Annotated in this window: 16 protein-coding genes; all 16 read left to right on the top strand. The window is 61.4% G+C overall.

Features of this window, described 5'->3' with window-relative positions; genetic code table 11:
- Window positions 1–116 precede the first annotated feature (116 nt).
- Entirely contained in the window at window positions 117–2,276 is a 2,160-nt protein-coding gene (locus RBQ93_RS04050; protein WP_320370743.1) for a methyl-accepting chemotaxis protein, read from the top strand.
- A complete protein-coding gene (gene trpA, locus RBQ93_RS04045) occupies window positions 2,273–3,079 on the top strand; it encodes a tryptophan synthase subunit alpha (RefSeq protein ID WP_320370742.1) in 807 nt (268 codons plus the stop codon). Before RBQ93_RS04050 ends, trpA begins: the two co-directional genes overlap by 4 nt.
- A gap of 19 nt (window positions 3,080–3,098) precedes the next feature.
- Entirely contained in the window at window positions 3,099–3,947 is an 849-nt protein-coding gene (gene accD / locus RBQ93_RS04040) for an acetyl-CoA carboxylase, carboxyltransferase subunit beta (protein ID WP_320370741.1), read from the top strand.
- A 3-nt stretch (window positions 3,948–3,950) separates the two neighbouring features.
- Entirely contained in the window at window positions 3,951–5,237 is a 1,287-nt protein-coding gene (locus tag RBQ93_RS04035) for a folylpolyglutamate synthase/dihydrofolate synthase family protein (protein WP_320370740.1), read from the top strand.
- Window positions 5,238–5,273: 36 nt separating this feature from the next.
- Window positions 5,274–7,349 carry an LPS-assembly protein LptD gene (locus RBQ93_RS04030; RefSeq protein WP_320370739.1) on the top strand — a complete coding sequence of 692 codons (2,076 nt, stop codon included), beginning with the start codon at window positions 5,274–5,276 and terminating at the stop codon, window positions 7,347–7,349.
- Window positions 7,350–7,360: 11 nt separating this feature from the next.
- Window positions 7,361–8,677 (top strand): radical SAM protein, encoded by a 1,317-nt coding sequence (locus RBQ93_RS04025; RefSeq protein ID WP_320370738.1) that lies wholly within the window; start codon window positions 7,361–7,363, stop codon window positions 8,675–8,677.
- Complete coding sequence (gene hemW, locus RBQ93_RS04020) at window positions 8,662–9,879, top strand: radical SAM family heme chaperone HemW (RefSeq protein WP_320370737.1); 1,218 nt, start codon at window positions 8,662–8,664, stop codon at window positions 9,877–9,879. The genes RBQ93_RS04025 and hemW overlap by 16 nt, the downstream gene beginning before the upstream one ends.
- A gap of 21 nt (window positions 9,880–9,900) precedes the next feature.
- Window positions 9,901–10,806: an AEC family transporter gene (locus RBQ93_RS04015; protein ID WP_320370736.1), complete on the top strand. Its 906-nt coding sequence runs from the start codon at window positions 9,901–9,903 to the stop codon at window positions 10,804–10,806.
- Window positions 10,807–10,941: 135 nt separating this feature from the next.
- On the top strand, window positions 10,942–11,409 hold the full coding sequence (ribE, locus tag RBQ93_RS04010) for a 6,7-dimethyl-8-ribityllumazine synthase (RefSeq protein WP_320370735.1): 468 nt from the start codon (window positions 10,942–10,944) through the stop codon (window positions 11,407–11,409).
- Window positions 11,409–11,831, top strand: coding sequence for a transcription antitermination factor NusB (nusB, locus tag RBQ93_RS04005; RefSeq protein WP_320370734.1), 423 nt, complete (start codon window positions 11,409–11,411; stop codon window positions 11,829–11,831). The genes ribE and nusB overlap by 1 nt, the downstream gene beginning before the upstream one ends.
- 5 nt (window positions 11,832–11,836) lie before the next feature.
- Window positions 11,837–13,156, top strand: coding sequence for a homoserine dehydrogenase (locus tag RBQ93_RS04000; protein WP_320370733.1), 1,320 nt, complete (start codon window positions 11,837–11,839; stop codon window positions 13,154–13,156).
- Between the two features lie 86 nt (window positions 13,157–13,242).
- Window positions 13,243–14,598, top strand: coding sequence for a TrpB-like pyridoxal phosphate-dependent enzyme (locus RBQ93_RS03995; RefSeq protein WP_320370732.1), 1,356 nt, complete (start codon window positions 13,243–13,245; stop codon window positions 14,596–14,598).
- Between the two features lie 11 nt (window positions 14,599–14,609).
- The gene (locus RBQ93_RS03990) at window positions 14,610–15,224 is read left to right on the top strand and encodes a phosphoribosylanthranilate isomerase (RefSeq protein WP_320370731.1); all 615 of its coding nucleotides are present in this window, start codon (window positions 14,610–14,612) and stop codon (window positions 15,222–15,224) included.
- 2 nt (window positions 15,225–15,226) lie between these two features.
- Window positions 15,227–16,417, top strand: a complete 1,191-nt coding sequence (gene trpB, locus RBQ93_RS03985; protein WP_320370730.1) for a tryptophan synthase subunit beta — start codon at window positions 15,227–15,229, stop codon at window positions 16,415–16,417.
- Between the two features lie 258 nt (window positions 16,418–16,675).
- Window positions 16,676–17,677 carry a phosphate acetyltransferase gene (gene pta / locus RBQ93_RS03980; RefSeq protein WP_320370729.1) on the top strand — a complete coding sequence of 334 codons (1,002 nt, stop codon included), beginning with the start codon at window positions 16,676–16,678 and terminating at the stop codon, window positions 17,675–17,677.
- Window positions 17,678–18,077: 400 nt separating this feature from the next.
- The gene (locus RBQ93_RS03975) at window positions 18,078–18,689 is read left to right on the top strand and encodes a hypothetical protein (RefSeq protein ID WP_320370728.1); all 612 of its coding nucleotides are present in this window, start codon (window positions 18,078–18,080) and stop codon (window positions 18,687–18,689) included.
- The last annotated feature ends 130 nt before the right edge of the window (window positions 18,690–18,819 follow it).

Raw genomic sequence — 18,819 nt, 5'->3', positions numbered from 1 at the left:
AAAGGCTGCAAAACCGGCCGTCCGTCCCCCCTTTTCACTTGCCCTGCATACAAGCGCTCTGCTATAGTTTGCCGTCTTTAAGCACGGATAAGCAGCCCTGAAAGGAGAGCAGCGCAGTGCAAGAAACCCACACTGCCAAGAAATGTTCCGGCCTGACCCTGCGAACCAGGATGTTCCTGCTTTCGTTGGTCTCCTTTACCGCCATTCTGGTCGTCATCGTGCTGGGCGTACTGCTGTTGAATGAGGTCCGAATCAACGGAGCACCTTACAAGACCATCCGCAATAGCAAGGATGCCCTTGAAAAGATCGCCCTGCTCAAATCCGATATCTACCAGCTGCAGGGAGAGGCGCTGTCGTACATGCATGAGCGCGACCATGCCGCTGCCCAGACCTTGCTTCAAAAAATCCAGGATCACACCGACGATATCGTCTTCAAGTATGAAGATGTGCTGGAACTGATCGAATCCCCCCAGAAGCGGGAGGCGATCATCAAGGCTGAAGCAATCTGGGATGATTACCGGCACACCCTGCTGGATGAGATCATCCCCAGCGTTCAGCGCGGTCAGCATGCCCAGGCAGAAACACTGACTGCCGGCATTCAGGCCCAACGTTTCAGCTCTTTCAGCTCAATCATCGCCACCATGGTGGACACCCTGCGCAGAGACGTCTACCAGATCGAAAAAACCATCGCCGAAACCACCCGCAGCAAGATGATGACCACCGGCGCCATCACCTTTGTACTGATCCTACTGATAACGGTACTCTCAATTGTGATCACCGAGTCGGTCACCAGACCGATCCGACAGTGTGTCGAATTCGCCAAGTCGGTGGCTGCAGGCCGACTGACCAGCCGTCTCGAACTGAAGGCCTGCGGCGAGGTGGGCGAACTGGCCAACGCCATGAACGTCATGGCTGAAAACCTGCACAACATCGCCTCACGCCTCAATGCGGCCACCGCAGAACTGACCAGCATCGACCAGAACATCGAAAAGGCTGCCCGCCAGGTAGTGGGGGCAACCCACATTCAGGAGCAGGCAGTCAGCGACAGCAGCCGCACCGTGATCCAGCTCAACGATTCGGTGAAAGACATTTCGCAGGGGGTGGATCAACTCTCGGGCTCGGCGGCTGAAACCTCCTCATCGATCCTGCAGATGGCCGCCAGCATCGAAGAGGTGGCGGTCAATACCGACAAGCTCGGGCAGGCCGTGGATGAGGTCAGCTCTTCGGTGATCGAGATGGCCGCCTCCATTAAGGGAATCGGCACCAACATCGTCAATCTGCTGGATGCCTCCACTACCACCGCCTCGTCGGTGGCCGAAATGGATGCCACCATCCGCCAGGTCGAAAAGAACGCCATGGAGACCGCCGCCATCTCGGAAACCGTCAAGAGTGACGCCGCCAACGGCCTCAAAACCGTGCAGGAGACCATCGTCGGTATGCAGGAAATCCGCCGGGCAGCCCACACCACCGCCGAGGTGGTGGAACACCTTTCCCTGCGGGCCAACGACATTGGCGCTATCCTGTCGGTGATCGACGAAGTGGCTGAGCAGACCAACCTGCTGGCCTTGAACGCAGCCATTATCGCTGCCCAGGCGGGCGAGCACGGTAAAGGCTTTGCCGTAGTGGCTGACGAGATCAAGGAACTGGCGGAACGGACCTCCTCCTCCACCCGCGAGATCGCCGCAGTGGTAACCGGTGTCCAGGAAGACACCGGTCGGGCGGTGGCTGCCATCAACCAGGCAGAACTGGCCATCTCTGCCGGCGAAGAGCTGTCCGAGCGTTCTGGAGCAGCCCTTGAGCAGATCGTGCAGGGTGTGCAGCAGGCCGGACTGCAGATCAGCGCCATTGCCCGGGCCACGGTTGAACAGGCCAAGGGCAGCCAAAGCATCCGCATCGCCATGGAACAGGTGGAAGAAATGGTGGAGCAGATGGCCTCCTCGGCCCGCGAACATGGCAAGGGCAGCGAGCTGATCACCACCGCCGTGGAACGGATGCGGGAAATGACCTCCCAGGTACGCAGCTCCACCCGCGAACAGAGCAGGGCCAGTGCCCTGATCGCCCGTGCTACCGAGGACGTCAACGTCATGATCGGTCAGATCCGCGAATCGTGCCACTCCCAGACCGACTACAGCCAGGCCATCGACCGGATGGTGGACAACATCCGTCAGTCGTCCCAGGCCAGTTCCCAGGCAGCCCGGGTCATGGACAGCGCCGTTGCCGGTCTGTCCCGTCAGATTGACCTGTTGGACAAAGAGATGGCAGGATTCCAGCTATGACCGACCGTATTCAACAGCGCTTCAAACAACTACAGGCTGCCAGACAACCGGCCCTGGTGACCTTCATCACGGCCGGTGACCCGGATCTGGCCACCACCGCCCGCCTCCTGCCGCTATTGGAGCAGTCCGGGGCCGATATCATTGAACTGGGCATCCCCTTTTCCGACCCGATGGCCGACGGACCAACCATCCAGCGGGCCTCGGAACGCGCCCTGGCCTCCGGCACCACCTTGACCAAGGTCCTGGAGATGGTACGCCAGGTCAGGACACAGGTACGCGTACCGATCATCCTGATGGGCTACAGTAACCCGATCTACGCCTACGGCTGGCAGCGCTTTGCTACTGACGCGGCAGCAGCCGGCGTGGACGGCCTGCTGCTGGTGGATCTGCCGCCGGAAGAGGCCCACGAACTGCTACCGGCAGCCACGGCCGTCGGCCTGAAGGTGATCTTCCTGCTGACCCCCACCTCTGATCAGGCGCGCATCAGCCAGGTATCGCGCTTCGGCAGCGGCTTCCTGTACTATGTGACCGTAACCGGGGTGACCGGCGCGCGGGAGGCGGTGGCCAGCTCTCTGGCCGGTGATCTGGCACGGATACGGCAGCAGATCAAACTGCCGGTGGTGGCCGGCTTCGGCATCTCCACGCCCCAGCAGGCTGCCCAGGTGGCTGGCCTGGCCGACGGTGTGGTGGTGGGCAGCGCCATCGTCAAGCTGTTCGAACAGCACCAGGGCGATCAGTTGGTGGACCAGGTATGCCAACTGGTGCGTTCGCTCAAACATGGCATGACTACAACAACCCATTAATCATCAAGCGAGGTTTTCCATGAGCTGGTTTAGACGCGACAAGACAGGGCTGGAAAAGGCCAACACCAAGAACGTCAAGGTGCCGGAAGGACTCTGGACCAAGTGCCAGGGCTGCAGCGAATCGATCCTCACCAAGGAGATCGCCGACAACCAGCAGGTCTGCCCCAAGTGCGGCCACCACTACCGGATCGCGCCCCGCAAGCGACTCCAACTGCTGTTCGACGGGGGTTCATGGCAGGAGTTCGACGCCAACATCACCTCGGTTGACTTCCTGCAGTTCAAGGATTCCAAAAGCTACCAGGAGCGGATTGACACCGCCGTTGCCAAGGGCGGCTCCCGTGATGCCGTGATCTGCGTTGAAGGCGCCATCGAAGGGATCGCCACCCAGGTGGCCATCTTCGACTTCTCCTTCATGGGCGGCAGCATGGGCAGCGTGGTGGGCGAAAAGATCACCCGTTCCATCGAACGCGGCCTGAAAAAGAAGCAGCCGGTGATCGTGATCTCTGCCTCCGGCGGCGCACGGATGCAGGAGTCGATCCTGTCGCTGATGCAGATGGCCAAGACCTCGGCCGCCCTGGCCAAACTGAAAAAGGCCGGCCTGCCGTTCATCTCGATCCTGACCGACCCCACCACCGGCGGCGTGACCGCCAGCTTTGCCATGCTGGGCGATCTGAACATCGCCGAACCCAAGGCCTTAATCGGCTTTGCCGGTCCACGCGTGATCGAGCAGACCATCCGCCAGAAGCTGCCGGAGGGCTTCCAACGCTCGGAGTACCTGCTGGACCACGGCATGGTGGATATGATCATCCCGCGCCAGCAGATGCGCACCACGCTGGGCCAGGTACTGGCCATGCTGACCGGCCGGTAGCCGATGGCGGTCTCCACCGCCCTGGCCGAACTGTTCGGCCGTCGGCGCTTTGCGATCCAGCCGGGAACGGAGCGGATCAAGGCCCTGCTGACACGATTGGGAAACCCGGAACGACGTTTCCAGTCGATCCATGTGGTCGGCACCAACGGCAAGGGGTCCAGCGCCTGCTTTCTGGCCTCCATCTTGACTGCAGCAGGCCATCGTAGCGGCCTGTTTACGTCACCCCACCTGATCAGGTACACAGAACGGTTCCGGCTTGACGGCCAGGAAATACCGCAGCAGCGCCTCGATCAGCTTATAACTGACCTGCTGCAGGTTGCCGGACCGGAGGACACCTTTTTTGAGCTGACCACCGCCCTGGCCTGTTGCTGGTTTGCCGAATGCGGTGCCCAACTGGTGGTGTTCGAGGCCGGCATGGGGGGACAGGCCGATGCAACAGCCGCCGTACCCGCCCTGGCGACCCTGATCACGCCAATCGCCCTGGATCACCAACAGTGGCTGGGTACCAGCCTGGCCGCCATAGCTGCTGAAAAAGCCGCCATTGCTGAGGCCGATTCCCCGCTCATCTGCGCCCCCCAGCAGCCTGAGGCGCTGGATGCTATTATTCGACGCTGCCGCAGTACCAACAACCGCCTGCTGCTGGCCGAACGGGATTTCAGCGCACGCTGGGGTGTTGACAACGCCCTGAACTACCGCAGCCAGCACACCGATATCAACGGCCTTATACCCGGCATTCCGGGCCGCTATCAGCTCTGGAACGCCGCCTGCGCCCTGGCCACTGCTGAACAGCTGACAGCCATGGGCTGCGCTGTTTCCAGGTCAGCCTTGATGAATGGGCTTGCGGCTGCACACTGGCCCGGCAGGCTGGAACGGTTTTCGCTGGCGGACAATGTCGAACTGCTGCTGGACGGCGCCCACAACCCGGCTGGCGCGGCCGCCCTTGCAGAGAGCCTGCAGCATGACCAAGCTGGCCGCAGGATTATCCTGGTGCTGGGGGTGATGGCCGACAAGGAGTTGACAGGGCTGTTGCCCCCCCTGCTGCCCCTGGCCGACGAGATCATCACCGTGGCGCCTGATCAGGAGCGGGCGTTGGGGGCAGACCAGTTGGCTGCACAGTGTGCGCATTATGGGCGCAGTGCACAACCTGCCGGTTCAGTCGAAGCGGGGATCGCTAAGGCGCAAGGCCTGGCCCGGCCCGGCAACCTGATCGTCGTGGCCGGTTCACTGTTCACTGTGGGCGAAGCCCGGGCAGCCCTGACCAGCCAGACCTGCTGCGCGGTACGGGGCTAACGCCTGCCTACTCCAAGAAACGAGTCGCTATCCACGATGAAACAGATCATATCCCAGATACTGATGGTGCTGCTGCTGTCACCGGCGTTGCTGTCGGCTGCCGAGATGTCGGGTGCCGAAGGCATGGTGATCAAGGCTGACCGGATGGACCACGACGTTGCCAGCGATCTGTTGACCGCCAGCGGCAAGGTTGAGATGACCTGGCAGGGGATGACCATGACCGCTGACCAGGCCACCCTTGACCGCCAGAACAGGATGCTGGTTGCTACCGGCAACGTAATCATGGTCAAGGCCGGCGATACCCTGTCCGGCGACCGCCTGATCATGGACACCGAAACCGGTCGCTCTGAGATGGAAAACGGTCACATCTTCATGAGCCAGGGCAACTTTCGCGCAGACGGCGCGCAGATTGCCCGGCTGGGTGACGATCAGTACGCACTGCATCAGGGAGAGTTCACCACCTGCGACGCCGAGGTGCCCAGCTGGAAGTTCGGCGCCACCGACTTCGATGTCACGGTCGAGGAATATGCCACCGGCAGCAATGTGGTCTTTTATGTCAAGAACGTGCCGGTCTTCTACTTTCCCTACCTGATCCTGCCGGTCAAGCGTGAGCGCCAGTCAGGCTTCCTGTTCCCCAGCTTCGGTAGCTCCACCAAGCGGGGCACCTTCATTGAAATCCCCTTCTACTGGGCCATCTCCCCCTCCCAGAAAGCCACCTTCAACCTGGACATCCAGACCAAACGGGGGGTCGGTCTGGGCACCGACTATCGCTACCTGCGCTCCCGTACCAGTACCGGTTCTGCCGGCGGCTACATCATCTACGATAACAACGAAGACAAGGTCCGCGGACAGCTGGTTCAGTATCACCGCGAACAGCTGCCGGACAACCTGTCTCTGATCACCAGCATCAACCTGACCAGTGATGAGACCTACCTGCGAGACTACGCCGACAAAAACGGCGACTACAACCGCCAGTACTACGATTCACGCGTGGTGGCCACCAAGTCCTGGGATCACTGGCTGACTGCCGCCCAGGCGATCTATACCCAGGACTTTGCCAGCGGCAGCAACGCCACTACCCTGCAACGACTGCCTGAACTGTTGGTCTACGGGGTGCGTCAACCGCTGCCCTACCTGCCGCTGCAGCTCGATCTTGACCTGATCGCCACCAACTACTACCGCAAAAACGGGATGCAGGGTCAGCGTGCCGTGCTGACGCCCCAGCTGATCAGCAACCAGGCATTGTTTGGCGGACGCCTCAACGCACGGCTGAGTGCCGGCGCACAGCTGCGAGCCTACAACGTCGAAGAGGCGCCGGCAGCAACCGAGGATCAGGCCCTGGTGGCCGTGCCGGAACTGAACGCCGAACTGGCCAGTTCCTTCACTAGCACCTTTGACGGCGACCTGCTGGGTTTCAAACGCATGCGCCACGAGCTGGCGCCGTCCGTGGCCTACCGCTACGTGGTCGATCGCGACCAGCAGCAGTATCCGCTGTTCGACCAGAACGACCGTTTCCTGCACCAGAATCTGGTCTACCTCTCGCTGGCCAGCCACCTGGGCGGCAAGCTGGAGGACGACAACGGCGGCGCCCACTACCGGCACCTGCAAACCCTGCGGTTGAAGCAAGGCTACAGCTTCAGCGGTGACCGCCCTGACCTGCTGACCCTGGCAGTCGACGACCAGCGCCCCTGGTCAAACCTGACCCTTGAGAGCGAAACCTGGCTACACCGCAGCTTCCGCCTGCTGGCCGATGCCGGTTACAACCATTACGACCAACGCTTCACCAGCACCGCCCTGGGCGGGGACTACAACGACGGCCGTGGCAACAGCATCGGCGCCAGCTACCGCTGGGCCGACCAACAGGTAGAGTACCTGGAGGGACGAGTCACCACCACCCTGCTGCGGCCGGTCTACCTGAGCTACATCCAGCGTTACTCCTTTGACCGCAAGGACTTTCTGGAGCAGGAGTTGGATATCGAGTACCGACACCAGTGCTGGAGCGTCTTTGCCAGCTACCAGGAACGGCTCGGCAATCGCTCTTTTACCATCAACTTCAACCTGGCCGGCCTGTTCAACAGCGGCGGTTCCAGAACCAGATCCCTCGGACGTTAGGAGACCACCCGGTGAAGAAGAATCTGCCGCGCCTGGTCTACGCCGATGCTCAAGGCCAGATCTACGACCACCCGCACCTGACCATGGCCGGTATGAGCGGGCCAGAAGCGGTGCTGCCCGAAACGGTTGAACTGATACCGCTGCCGGAAGGCAGCCGTCTGTTCACCATTCCCGACACCCCGCCCATCGCCTGGGACCAGCGCACCAAGCGCTTCAGCACCGTTGACAAGGCTCCCGGCCTGCGGGGTAGACCCCAGGCGGTGTCGGCCTTCATGGCACCGGGCTATGCCCGCACCCTGCTGCCGGCCTGCGACTACCGCCAAAAAAGCGTCCATCTGCCACTCTGGTCCTACACCGCCGTGGGCTGGGATGAGGAGCGCGACTGCTTTGTGGTGGCCGCCAGCCAGGTGGACACCAACCAGAACTGGAATCCTGACAACTACGATGACCGGCTGCTGGACCCGCTGGTCCGGCAGCGTTTGGCGGAACTGCCCAACAACCGGCTGCTGGAGCAGCTGGCCCGCTGTGCCATCGACTACCACTGCTTTGCCGCCAAAAACCTCTTCTTCCGCCGTTGGGAGGCGCCGCTGCCCACCTCGCCGGCCTGCAACTCGGCCTGCCTGGGCTGCATCTCCTTGCAGGCTTCGGAGTGCTGCCCCTCCAATCACGACCGGATCAGCTTTGTGCCCACCCCGGAAGAGTTGGTGGAGGTGGCCCTGCCCCACCTGGAGCAGGCCCCGGAGCCGATCGTCTCCTTTGGTCAGGGCTGTGAGGGGGACCCGATCCTGCAGGCCCCCACCATCGCCGAGGCGACCCGTCGGCTTAAACGTGCAACCAGCCGGGGCACGATCAACTTTAACTCCAACGGCTCACTGCCGGATCGTGTGCAGGAGCTGTGCGACGCCGGCATGGACTCCTTCCGCTTCTCGCTCAATTCAGTGTTGGAAGAACGCTACAACGCCTACTACCGGCCCAAGGGCTACCGCTTCAGCAGTGTGCTGCAATCGCTGCAGATCGCCAAGCAGGCGGGCCGCTTCACCATGATCAACTACCTGATCTCACCCGGCGCCAGCGATGCCCCCGAAGAGGTTGAGGCCCTGCTGCGCTTTGTGGCCGAGACCGGGGTCGATATGATCCAGCTGCGCAACCTGTCCATCGACCCGGATTACTACAACCGGGCCATCGGTATCACTCGGCGCGGTATCGGTATCTATCGCCTGCTGCAGCGGCTCAAGCAGGAATTCCCGCGACTGCAGTTCGGCTACTACAACCGCACCAAGGAAAACTTCTTCCCACCCGGCTTTGAAAACGGTTGGCCGATTCGCTAGTCCGGAGCAGTTCAGCAGAGATCGACGCGAACCAGGCGTCGTCCAGGGAGACCGCCCTGACAGCTTTTACCCGACTCTACCTGCATATCCCGTGGTGCCTGAGCAAGTGCGGCTACTGCGCCTTTTTTTCAGCACCCGGCACTGCGGAACAGCGCGAGGAGACCATCCTGCTGCTGCTGCGGGAGATGGAACTGGCCGCCAAACACTACGCTGGCGGACCGCTGACCTCAGTCTATCTGGGGGGCGGCACGCCGTCACTGTTGACGCCGCACCAGGTTCAACGACTGCTTGAGCGCTCAAAACAACTCTGGAGCCATCAACCGACGTGTGAGGTAACGCTGGAGGCAAACCCCGGCACCGCCACGGCAGAGTCCCTGGCCGGTTTTCATCAGGCCGGAATCAACCGCCTCTCGCTGGGTATACAGAGCCTGAATGACCGCACCTTGCAGCTCTTGGAGCGGCCCCACAACGCAGCACAGGCACGGACAGCCTATGCCGAAGCACGTGCAGCCGGTTTCCGCAACATCAGTCTGGACCTGATCTGTGGCCTGCCATACCAGAGTGCAGAAGGCTGGCAGCATCAGTTGCAGCAGGTGATCGAACTGGCCCCCGAGCATCTCTCGATCTACAGCCTGTCCATCGAAGAGGGGACACCCTTCAGCCGGCGCTATAGCGACGACAGCCCGGAACTACCCGACGACGACCAGACTGCCGCCATGTTGGAACTGGCCGATCAGCTGCTGACAACGGCCGGGCATGAACATTACGAGATCGCCAACTTCGCCCGTCCAGGCCACCGCTCAGACCACAACAGCGGTTACTGGCTGCGGGACGGCTACCTGGGTCTGGGGCCTTCGGCCCATTCACTGCTGCTCCAAGGATGGGGACTGCGCTGCAGTAATCCCAGTGACTATCAGCAATGGGCAGCCCGAATCACCGCCGACCAGCTGGCACACCACGATCCGGAGCAGCTTTCCAGGCAGCAGGCCCTTGCCGAGCAACTCTTTCTCGGGCTGAGGATGGCCGACGGCATCTCACCGCAGGTCTGCCGCGAGCTATACGGCGCCCAGGCATGGCAGCCCCACGAAAAAACCATCGCTGAGCTGCTGAAGACCGGCCTGCTGGAAGAACGTGGCGAACGGATCGCCCTGACGCAGCGCGGCATGCTGTTGTCAAATCAGGTATTTGTCAGGTTTATTTGATCCAAGCCCACAGGAGGGGCCATGGCCAACATCATTCTGCTGATCGTCTGTCTGGTGGCAGGCCTGATTCTGCGTTGGACCGGCCGCTTTCCGGACAATACTCCGGCCAGCCTGAACGGTTTCGTAATCCATATCTCGCTGCCGGCTGCCGCCATCCTGCATATTCATAGTCTGCAGCTGGATGCCTCAATGGTGGTGGCACCGCTGATGGCCTGGCTGCTGTTCGGTGGAGCCTGGCTGTTCTTCCACCTTGCCGGCAAACTGTTCTCCCTGCCACAACGGACCATCGGCGCCCTGGTGCTGGTGGGGGGACTAGGCAACACCTCCTTCGTCGGCCTGCCGATGATCGAGGCCTACTACGGTCGTGAATGGCTGGGGGTCGGCATCCTGGCCGACCAGTTAGGCACCTTCATGACCCTGGCCACACTGGGCATCCTGGCGGCCACCGTCTACTCCTCGGGCAGCGCCTCACCCCGGCAGATGGCGCAAAAGATCATCTTCTTCCCACCGTTCCAGGCCCTGATCCTGGCCATCATCCTGCGGCCGGTACCCTTTCCGGACTGGACCGTGGCGGTACTGCGCAAGCTGTCCGACACCATCACCCCCCTGGCCCTGGCCTCGGTGGGCTTTCAGCTGCGTTTTACCAGTCTCACCGGGTTGCGGGCCCGCCTGGCACTGGGTCTGGGCTATAAAATGCTGCTGGGTCCGTTGCTGATTGCCGCTGTCTATCTGGGCCTGCTTGGGCTGCGCGGTACGGCGATCCAGGTCACCATCTTCGAGGCCGCCATGGCGCCGATGATCACCGCCGGTATCATCGCCATGGACCACGATCTGGACCCGCAGCTGGTCACCATGATGCTGGGGATCGGTATCCCGCTCTCCTTTGCCACCCTGCCGCTGTGGGCCATGCTGCTACGCGCCTTCTGATACGCCGGCAGACCAAGTGCCGCCCTTGGCCACACAAGCTGCGCTAAAAACAGTTCAAACCGCGTTGCAGCTATGCTATACAAATACACTTTGAATGAATCACAGGCTTTTTTCAGTCTGTCTGGGAGGAAATCTATGCCAACCGTTATCGAGGGTAATCTCGACGCCAAGGGCCTCAAGTGCGGCATCGTCGTCAGCCGCTTCAACAGCTTCATCTGCGAGCGCCTGCTGGAAGGGGCCATCGACGCCCTGGTGCGCCACGGCGGCAGCGATGCCGATATTACGGTGGCCCGTGTGCCGGGCGCCTTTGAGATCCCGCTGGCGGCCCAGACCATGGCGGCCACCAAAAAGTTCGACGCCGTGATCTGCCTGGGTGCTGTGATCCGTGGCTCCACCCCCCATTTCGACTATGTGGCATCCGAGGTCTCCAAGGGCGTGGCATCGGTCTCGCTGGAAAGCGGTGTGCCGATCGCCTTTGGCGTACTGACCACCGACACCATCGAGCAGGCTGTGGAACGGGCCGGCACCAAGGCCGGCAACAAGGGCTTTGAGGCTGCCGTCACCGCCATCGAAACTGCCAACCTGTTGAAGGCGCTCAAATAATGGGCCTGCGACGGGAAGGGCGCGAACTGGCCCTGCAGATGTTATATGCCCAGGACTCCCAGAAGAGTGAGCTGCGCGAGACCCTGCGTGGTTTCCGCGATGGCGTCGAGGCGGTGCAACGGGTGCGTGAATTCGCCGAAGGGCTGGTGCTGGGCGTACAGCAGCACCAGACTGAGATCGACGAGGCGATCAAGGCCCGTTCCAAAAACTGGTCCCTGTCGCGCATGCCGCGGGTCGATCTGAACATCATGCGGCTGGCTACCTTTGAGCTGCTGTTCCGCAGCGACATACCCAAGAAGGTCAGCATCAACGAGGCGATCGAGATCGCCAAAAAATACGGTGACAAGGAGTCGCCCGCCTTTGTGAACGGCATCCTGGATGAGATGGTGCCCTGCGACAAACAGGAAGAGCGGAGCGAATAGCTGCAATGAGTGAAATCAAGGTTGGTCTGATCGGATTCGGCAACATCGGCGCCGGCGTAGTGCGCCTGCTCAAGGACAATGCGGCGGTCATCCGCCAGAAGACAGGCACCGGCATCGTGCTGAAGCGGATTGCCGACCTGGATATCACCAGTGATCGCGGTGTAACGGTAGATCCGGACATCCTGACCAACGACGTCAACCAGATCTTCAACGATCCCGAGATCAGCATCGTGATCGAGCTGATCGGCGGCTATGAACCGGCCAAGACCTTTGTCCTCAAGGCGATCGCAGCCGGCAAGCATGTGGTCACTGCCAACAAGGCGCTGTTGGCCCTGCATGGCGACGAGATCTACGCCGCAGCCGCCGCCAAGGGGGTGGAGGTGCAGTACGAGGCCGCCGTGGGTGGCGGCATCCCGGTGCTGTCGGCAATCAAAGGCAACCTGGCGAGCAACCGCTTTAACGCCGTGTTCGGCATCATGAACGGCACCTGCAACTACATCCTGACCCGCATGACCCAGGAAGGGGCCGACTTCAGCGACGTGCTGCAGAGCGCCAAGGAGCTGGGCTACGCCGAACCGGACCCCACCTTTGACATCGAAGGCACCGACACCGCCCACAAGCTGGCGGTACTGGCCTCACTCTGTTTCGGCACCCGCATCGATTTCAACGCCATCTACACCGAAGGGATCACCGGTATCTCCGGCATCGATATCCGCTTTGCCGAACAGTTCGGCTACCGGATCAAACTGCTGGCCATCGGCAAGCGGACCGACGACGGACAAGTGGAGGTGCGGGTACACCCCACCATGATTCCCCAGCATAACCCTCTAGCCGATGTGAACGGCGTCTTCAACGCCATCCGCCTGACCGGCGATTTTGTGGGACCGGTGATGTTTTACGGCCGCGGCGCCGGCCAGAACCCCACCGCCAGCGCCATCGTCGGCGACCTGATCGAGATCAGCCGCAGCATCACGGCCGGCGTCCAGACCCGCCGCGCTGCGCCGCTGGGCTTTTTGGACAACAGCATCACCAGCCTGCCACTCAGGCCGATGGACGAGATCGTCACCAGCTTCATGCTCAGGTTTACGGCGCTGGACCAATCGGGCGTGCTGGCCGGCATCGCCGGCGTGCTGGGCAAAAACGGCATCAGCATCGAATCGATGGTGCAAACCGCCCGCCACAATGGCGGCCAGGCGGTACCAATCGTGATCATGACCCACGAGGCCCGCGAAGGCGCCATCCGGGCTGCTCTGGCCGAGATCGACCGTTTTGATTTTATTGCCGAGCCGAGCCGGTTGATCCGCATTGAAGATAATCTGGAATAGAAACGGTCTTTTCCGCCCTGGCACCGTCAGCTGGCACCAGAACGGAAAAATCCTCGTTTCTTTTTTTATGAGGAGGCATCACGTTGATGAAAACCAAAATACTGCTGCCTGAAGACAAGATACCGACCCGTTGGTATAACATCATCCCCGACCTGCCCGGCCCGCTGGAGCCGGTCATCTCGCCCCGCACCTTCCAGCCGGTAACCCCGGAGGAGCTGTTGGCCATCTTCCCGCCCGCCATCCTGGAGCAGGAGGTATCCACCCAGCGCTGGATCGATATCCCCGAGCCGGTACGCGAGATATACAAGCTCTGGCGGCCGTCGCCGATGTTCCGTGCCCATCGCCTGGAACAGGCTCTGGGTACCCCGGCCAAGATATACTACAAGTACGAAGGGGTCTCACCGGCCGGCTCTCACAAGCCAAATTCTGCCATACCCCAAGCCTACTACAACAAACAGGCCGGTATCCGCCGCCTGGCCACCGAGACCGGCGCCGGCCAATGGGGCAGTTCCCTGGCCCTGGCCTGCAGCATGTTCGGCCTGGAATGCACCATCTACATGGTCAAGGTCTCCTACTTTCAGAAGCCGTACCGCAAGTCGATGATGCAGCTGTGGGGCGCCACGGTGCATCCCTCGCCGTCTGACCAGACCAATGCCGGACGCGCCGCCCTGGCCGAGAATCCCGATTCCAATGGCAGTCTGGGGCTGGCCATCTCTGAAGCGGTGGAGGATGCCGCCACCCACAGTGACACCAACTACGCCCTGGGTAGCGTATTGAACCACGTCTGTATGCACCAGAGTGTGATCGGCCTGGAGGCGATCGAGCAGTTCAAGCTGGTCAATGACTACCCCGATGTGGTGATCGCCTGCTGCGGCGGCGGCTCCAACTTCGCCGGGATTGCCTTCCCGTTCCTGGCCGACAAAGCGGCTGGCAAGCAGGTGCGCTGCCTGGCAGTGGAACCGGCCTCCTGCCCTACCCTGACCAAAGGGGTCTACGACTTCGACTACGGTGACACCGCCAAGCTGGGGCCGATCGCCAAGATGTATACCCTGGGCCATGACTTCATGCCGCCCGGTATCCATGCCGGTGGCCTGCGCTACCACGGCGAGTCGCCGCTGGTCTCCCAGCTGTACGCCGCCGGGCTGATCGAGGCCCGTTCCCTGATGCAGACCGCCTGCTTCGAAGGGGCGATCATGTTTGCCAAGCACGAAGGGATCGTACCGGCCCCCGAATCGTCCCATGCGGTGCGGGCCGCCATCGACGAGGCACTGCTGGCCAAGGAAGAGGGCAAGGAGCGGACCATCCTGTTCAACCTTTCCGGTCACGGCTTTATGGATATGACCGCCTACGACAACTACCTGTCCGGCAAGCTTGATGACTACGAATACCCGCTGGAGATGGTGCAGGAGTCGCTCAAGCACCTGCCCAAGGTGGAGCTGTAAGCAGCGCCCCCATGACCAGGGTCAAGATCTGCGGCATAACCAGCCTGGAAGACGCCCTGACTGCCGTTGACGCCGGGGCCGACGCCCTGGGGTTCGTCTTCTTCAGGGAGTCGCCGCGGCATATCTTTCCTGAACAGGCAGCCCGCATCATCCAGCAGCTGCCACCCTTCGTGCAGGTGGTGGGGCTTTTTGTAAATGAAGAGACCACTGCAATCAACGAGATCGCCGACCTCTGCCGGCTGGACCTGGTGCAGCTGCATGGCGATGAGCCGGCCGACTACTGCTGCCAGATCAGGCGCCGTGTATTGAAGGCCTTCCGGGTGCGCTCCCTTACCTGTCTCGAGCCGATCAGCGAATACCCGGTGGCCGGTTACCTGCTGGACACCTTCTCCCCCTCCTTCTACGGCGGCACCGGTACCAGCTTCAATTGGGAGATCGCGTCCGAGGCGGTCAGACGCCACCAACGGATCATCCTGGCCGGGGGCCTGACCCCGGACAACGTGGCCGAGGCGGTCCGTCGGGTACATCCCTGGGCGGTGGATGTCTCCAGCGGAGTAGAAAGTGCGCCGGGCAAAAAAGATGCGGACAAGGTGCGCCGGTTCATCTGCAATGCAAAGGAAGCCTGACCATGAAACAACCCGATAAACGCGGCCATTTCGGCATCTACGGCGGGCGCTACGTGCCCGAGACCTTGATGCCGGCCTTACAAGAGCTGGAAGATGCCTATGCCCACTACAAGAACGACCGCGAATTCAAGCAGGAGCTAGACTACTATCTGCGTGAATACGTCGGCCGCCCCTCGCCGCTCTATTTGGCCGAAAAACTGACCAGACAACTGGGCGGGGCCAAGATCTACCTCAAGCGGGAAGACCTGAACCACACCGGCGCCCACAAGGTCAACAACACCATCGGCCAGGGGCTTTTGGCCAAACGGATGGGCAAGCAGCGGGTGATCGCCGAGACCGGCGCCGGCCAGCATGGCGTGGCCACCGCCACCATCGCTGCCCTGTTCGGCATGCAGTGCGAGGTGTTCATGGGCTCCGAGGATATCCGCCGCCAGGCGTTGAACGTCTTTCGGATGAAACTGCTGGGGGCCACCGTTACGCCGGTCAATGCCGGCACTGCCACCCTGAAAGATGCCATGAACGAGGCGCTGCGCGACTGGGTCACCAACATCGCCAACACCTTCTATGTGATCGGCACCGTGGCCGGGCCCCACCCTTACCCGATGATGGTGCGCGACTTTCAGGCCGTGATCGGCCAGGAGGCTAAAAAACAGCACAAGAAACTGGAAGGACGGCTGCCGGACGTGCTGGTGGCCTGCGTGGGGGGCGGCAGCAACGCCATGGGGCTATTCTACCCCTTCCTGAAGGATACCGGCGTGCGGATGATCGGTGTCGAGGCGGCCGGCCACGGCATCGCCAGTGGGGCCCATGCCGCGCCGCTCTGCGCCGGCACACCGGGTATCCTGCATGGACAGCGCAGCTACCTGCTGCAGGACGCCGACGGCCAGGTGGCCAACGCCCATTCCATCTCGGCCGGCCTGGATTATCCCGGCGTCGGGCCGGAGCACGCCTGGTTGAAGGATACCGGCCGGGCCGAGTATGTCTCCGTCACCGACGACGAGGCTTTGGACGCCTTCCAGCGCCTGACCCGCGAAGAAGGGATCATGCCGGCCCTGGAGTCATCCCACGCCATCGCCCAGACCCTCAAGCTGGCCCCCACCCTGCCCAAGGATCAGACCATCGTGGTCTGTCTGTCAGGCCGGGGTGACAAGGATATCCACACCGTGGCTGATGCCTTGGGCGTCAAATTTTAATCAGGTTTTACATCCTGTTAAACCCTACTAAAGCCGCGTTTTACGCGGCTTTTTTTATTGACCGAGACCCCTTGTTCGAGTATTTATAAAAACTCGTTTTATTTATAAACCTGACAAGCGCAGATTCGCGATGATAAGCAGGCGGCAAGGAGATTACGACGCAGACGTATATGCCAATACGTCGAGGAGCAATCGACGCTGCCAACGAACTTAGCGCGTGAAGCGGCGCTTGTCGCACCAATACCAGGAGGGCGGATTATGCATCTTGTGGATCAGATCAAGGAAAAGGCCAAAAAGAACCTGCAGACCGTGGTACTGCCGGAGAGCTACGACGAGCGGATGCTGTATGCCGCCGAGAAGATCGTTAAAGAAGGCCTGGCCAAGCTGGTGATCCTGGGGGATCCGGCCAAGATCCAGACCGAGGCAGCAGCCAAGGGGATCAACCTGGCTGGCGTGGAACTGCTCAACCCGGCCGACTCGCCCAAGCTGGAGCAGTACGTGGCCGACTTTGTGGAGCTGCGCAAGTCCAAGGGGATGACCCCCGACGAGGCCCGCAAGCTCTTGACCGCCGAGGACAACCTGTACTACGCCGGCATGATGGTGCGGAACGGCGACGCAGGCGGCGAGGTGGCCGGCGCCACCGGCACCACCGGCAACGTGCTGAAGGCCGCCTTCCAGACCGTGGGACCGGCACCGGGCATCAAGACCGTCTCCTCCTACTTCTTCATGGTCACCAAGACCGAAAGCTTCGGCGAGAACGGCATCATCCTGTTCGCCGACTGTGCCGTCAACCCCAACCCCGATGCCCAGGCCCTGGCCGAGATCGCCGTGGCCACCGCCGGCAACTGCAAGGCCTTCCTGGATGTGGAAGCCCGGGTGGGAATGCTCTCCTTCTCCACCAAGGGCAGCGCCTCCCACGCCGATGTGGACAAGGTCACCAAGGCGGTGGAGATCGCCAAGGGCATCAAGCCCGATATCCAGATTGATGGCGAGCTGCAGGCCGATGCAGCCCTGCTGCCCAAGGTGGGCGAGAAGAAGGCCCCCGGCAGCCCGGTGGCGGGCAAGGCCAATGTGCTGATCTTCCCGGACCTGGATGCCGGCAACATCGCCTACAAGCTGGTGGAGCGGGTGGCTGGCGCCGAGGCGGTGGGCCCGATCATCCAGGGTCTGGCCAAGCCGGTCAACGACCTGTCCCGCGGCTGCTCGGTGGAGGATATCGTCAATGTGACGGCCATTACGGCGGTCCAGGCCGGGGCATAACTGGATAGGGTTCTTTTCCAGGCCAGCTACATAAACGCGCACATCACAAAAGCCGATCCTTCAAGGGTCGGCTTTTGTGTTTGGATTTCGTTGAATTAAATGGGCCAGGGATGTATATCACTCCTATTCACCCATCACCTTAACAGTTAATAGTTTTGCATGCTGTCCCCCAAATTGTACGAAATTGTCCACCATCCGATGACCAGTCCAGGCCAGAGGCTTGGCATAGACAACAGTACCGGAGGTAGCCATGAAACGAACACTGTCGGTTTTCCTTACCCATTCCCTACTGCTGTGCTGGCCCCTGATTGCAGGTGGGGGTGACATCCCTCCAGTCCCTCCGCCCGAATGCGTAGAATGCCCAACAGGGTACCACTGCGCCCAGAATCCGGGACGCTGCGTGGCCGATCCCAAGCCCCCCACGCATCATCCTGCCAAAGTCAGCCCGGACAAGACCGACGAGACGGATAAATCGGTCAACAAGAGCGCATTGACCATCGTCTGCGGCACCGAGGCCCAGATCGCCCGGGCAAAAGCAAAGAACCTGCAGGCGTCCGCGGCCACATGCCGACAGGATCTGGCCAATGGAGTCCCATACTGCACTGTGGACGTGACCTGGGCCGGCATGATGAGCCTGACTGCGGCTCAAGCCGACATCTTGGCCAGAGATCTGCTGACGTATGCACGAACACTAGACGACTATGACAATCGCGTCCAGGCACGCATCAATCAATTCACGGTCAATACCACGCACAGCACCTACACCTCCGAGAACCTGCGCTGCAGCAATGTCACCACCACCATCCAGAGCGATCGCGTGCTGGAGTGCCAGCGTAGATGCTACGTCCAGTACGGACTTCCGGCTCTCGATTGCTGGCGGGGCGACATCCGGGAGTTGGTGTTCGCGAACTGCTTCGCCACCAATGCACTTGCGTTGCGCGCCTGCAGTGAACAGTGCCCGCGATCAGACTATTCCACCATCCAGAATCCCATGTGGCAGCATCCACAGTAAATTAAGGTTCCTCGTCGTTTCAAGTGGGTTGAGGGTATAGCGAGTTGAATCTGAGCTTGCCTGCAATGATGTAGGCCATGGTAATCAGATTCTTGGGGTTGCGATATCCTCGTGCCCGCGCCTTGGCTGC

It is taken from the genome of Trichlorobacter sp. (assembly GCF_034008105.1).
Classification (GTDB): Bacteria; Desulfobacterota; Desulfuromonadia; order Geobacterales; family Pseudopelobacteraceae; genus Trichlorobacter.
The sequence above is the reverse complement of the archived record's forward strand: the minus strand, read 5'-3'. Positions and strand labels throughout refer to the sequence as shown.

Excerpts from the sequence above, each read along its gene's own strand:
- RBQ93_RS03995 (WP_320370732.1), top strand. The coding sequence starts at position 13,243 with ATGAAAACCAAAATACTGCTGCCTGAAGACAAGATACCGACCCGTTGG.
- RBQ93_RS04000 (WP_320370733.1), top strand. The coding sequence starts at position 11,837 with ATGAGTGAAATCAAGGTTGGTCTGATCGGATTCGGCAACATCGGCGCC.
- RBQ93_RS04035 (WP_320370740.1), top strand. The coding sequence starts at position 3,951 with ATGGCGGTCTCCACCGCCCTGGCCGAACTGTTCGGCCGTCGGCGCTTT.
- pta (WP_320370729.1), top strand. The coding sequence starts at position 16,676 with ATGCATCTTGTGGATCAGATCAAGGAAAAGGCCAAAAAGAACCTGCAG.
- trpA (WP_320370742.1), top strand. The coding sequence starts at position 2,273 with ATGACCGACCGTATTCAACAGCGCTTCAAACAACTACAGGCTGCCAGA.
- RBQ93_RS04030 (WP_320370739.1), top strand. The coding sequence starts at position 5,274 with ATGAAACAGATCATATCCCAGATACTGATGGTGCTGCTGCTGTCACCG.
- nusB (WP_320370734.1), top strand. The coding sequence starts at position 11,409 with ATGGGCCTGCGACGGGAAGGGCGCGAACTGGCCCTGCAGATGTTATAT.
- RBQ93_RS04015 (WP_320370736.1), top strand. The coding sequence starts at position 9,901 with ATGGCCAACATCATTCTGCTGATCGTCTGTCTGGTGGCAGGCCTGATT.
- ribE (WP_320370735.1), top strand. The coding sequence starts at position 10,942 with ATGCCAACCGTTATCGAGGGTAATCTCGACGCCAAGGGCCTCAAGTGC.
- trpB (WP_320370730.1), top strand. The coding sequence starts at position 15,227 with ATGAAACAACCCGATAAACGCGGCCATTTCGGCATCTACGGCGGGCGC.
- accD (WP_320370741.1), top strand. The coding sequence starts at position 3,099 with ATGAGCTGGTTTAGACGCGACAAGACAGGGCTGGAAAAGGCCAACACC.
- RBQ93_RS03990 (WP_320370731.1), top strand. The coding sequence starts at position 14,610 with ATGACCAGGGTCAAGATCTGCGGCATAACCAGCCTGGAAGACGCCCTG.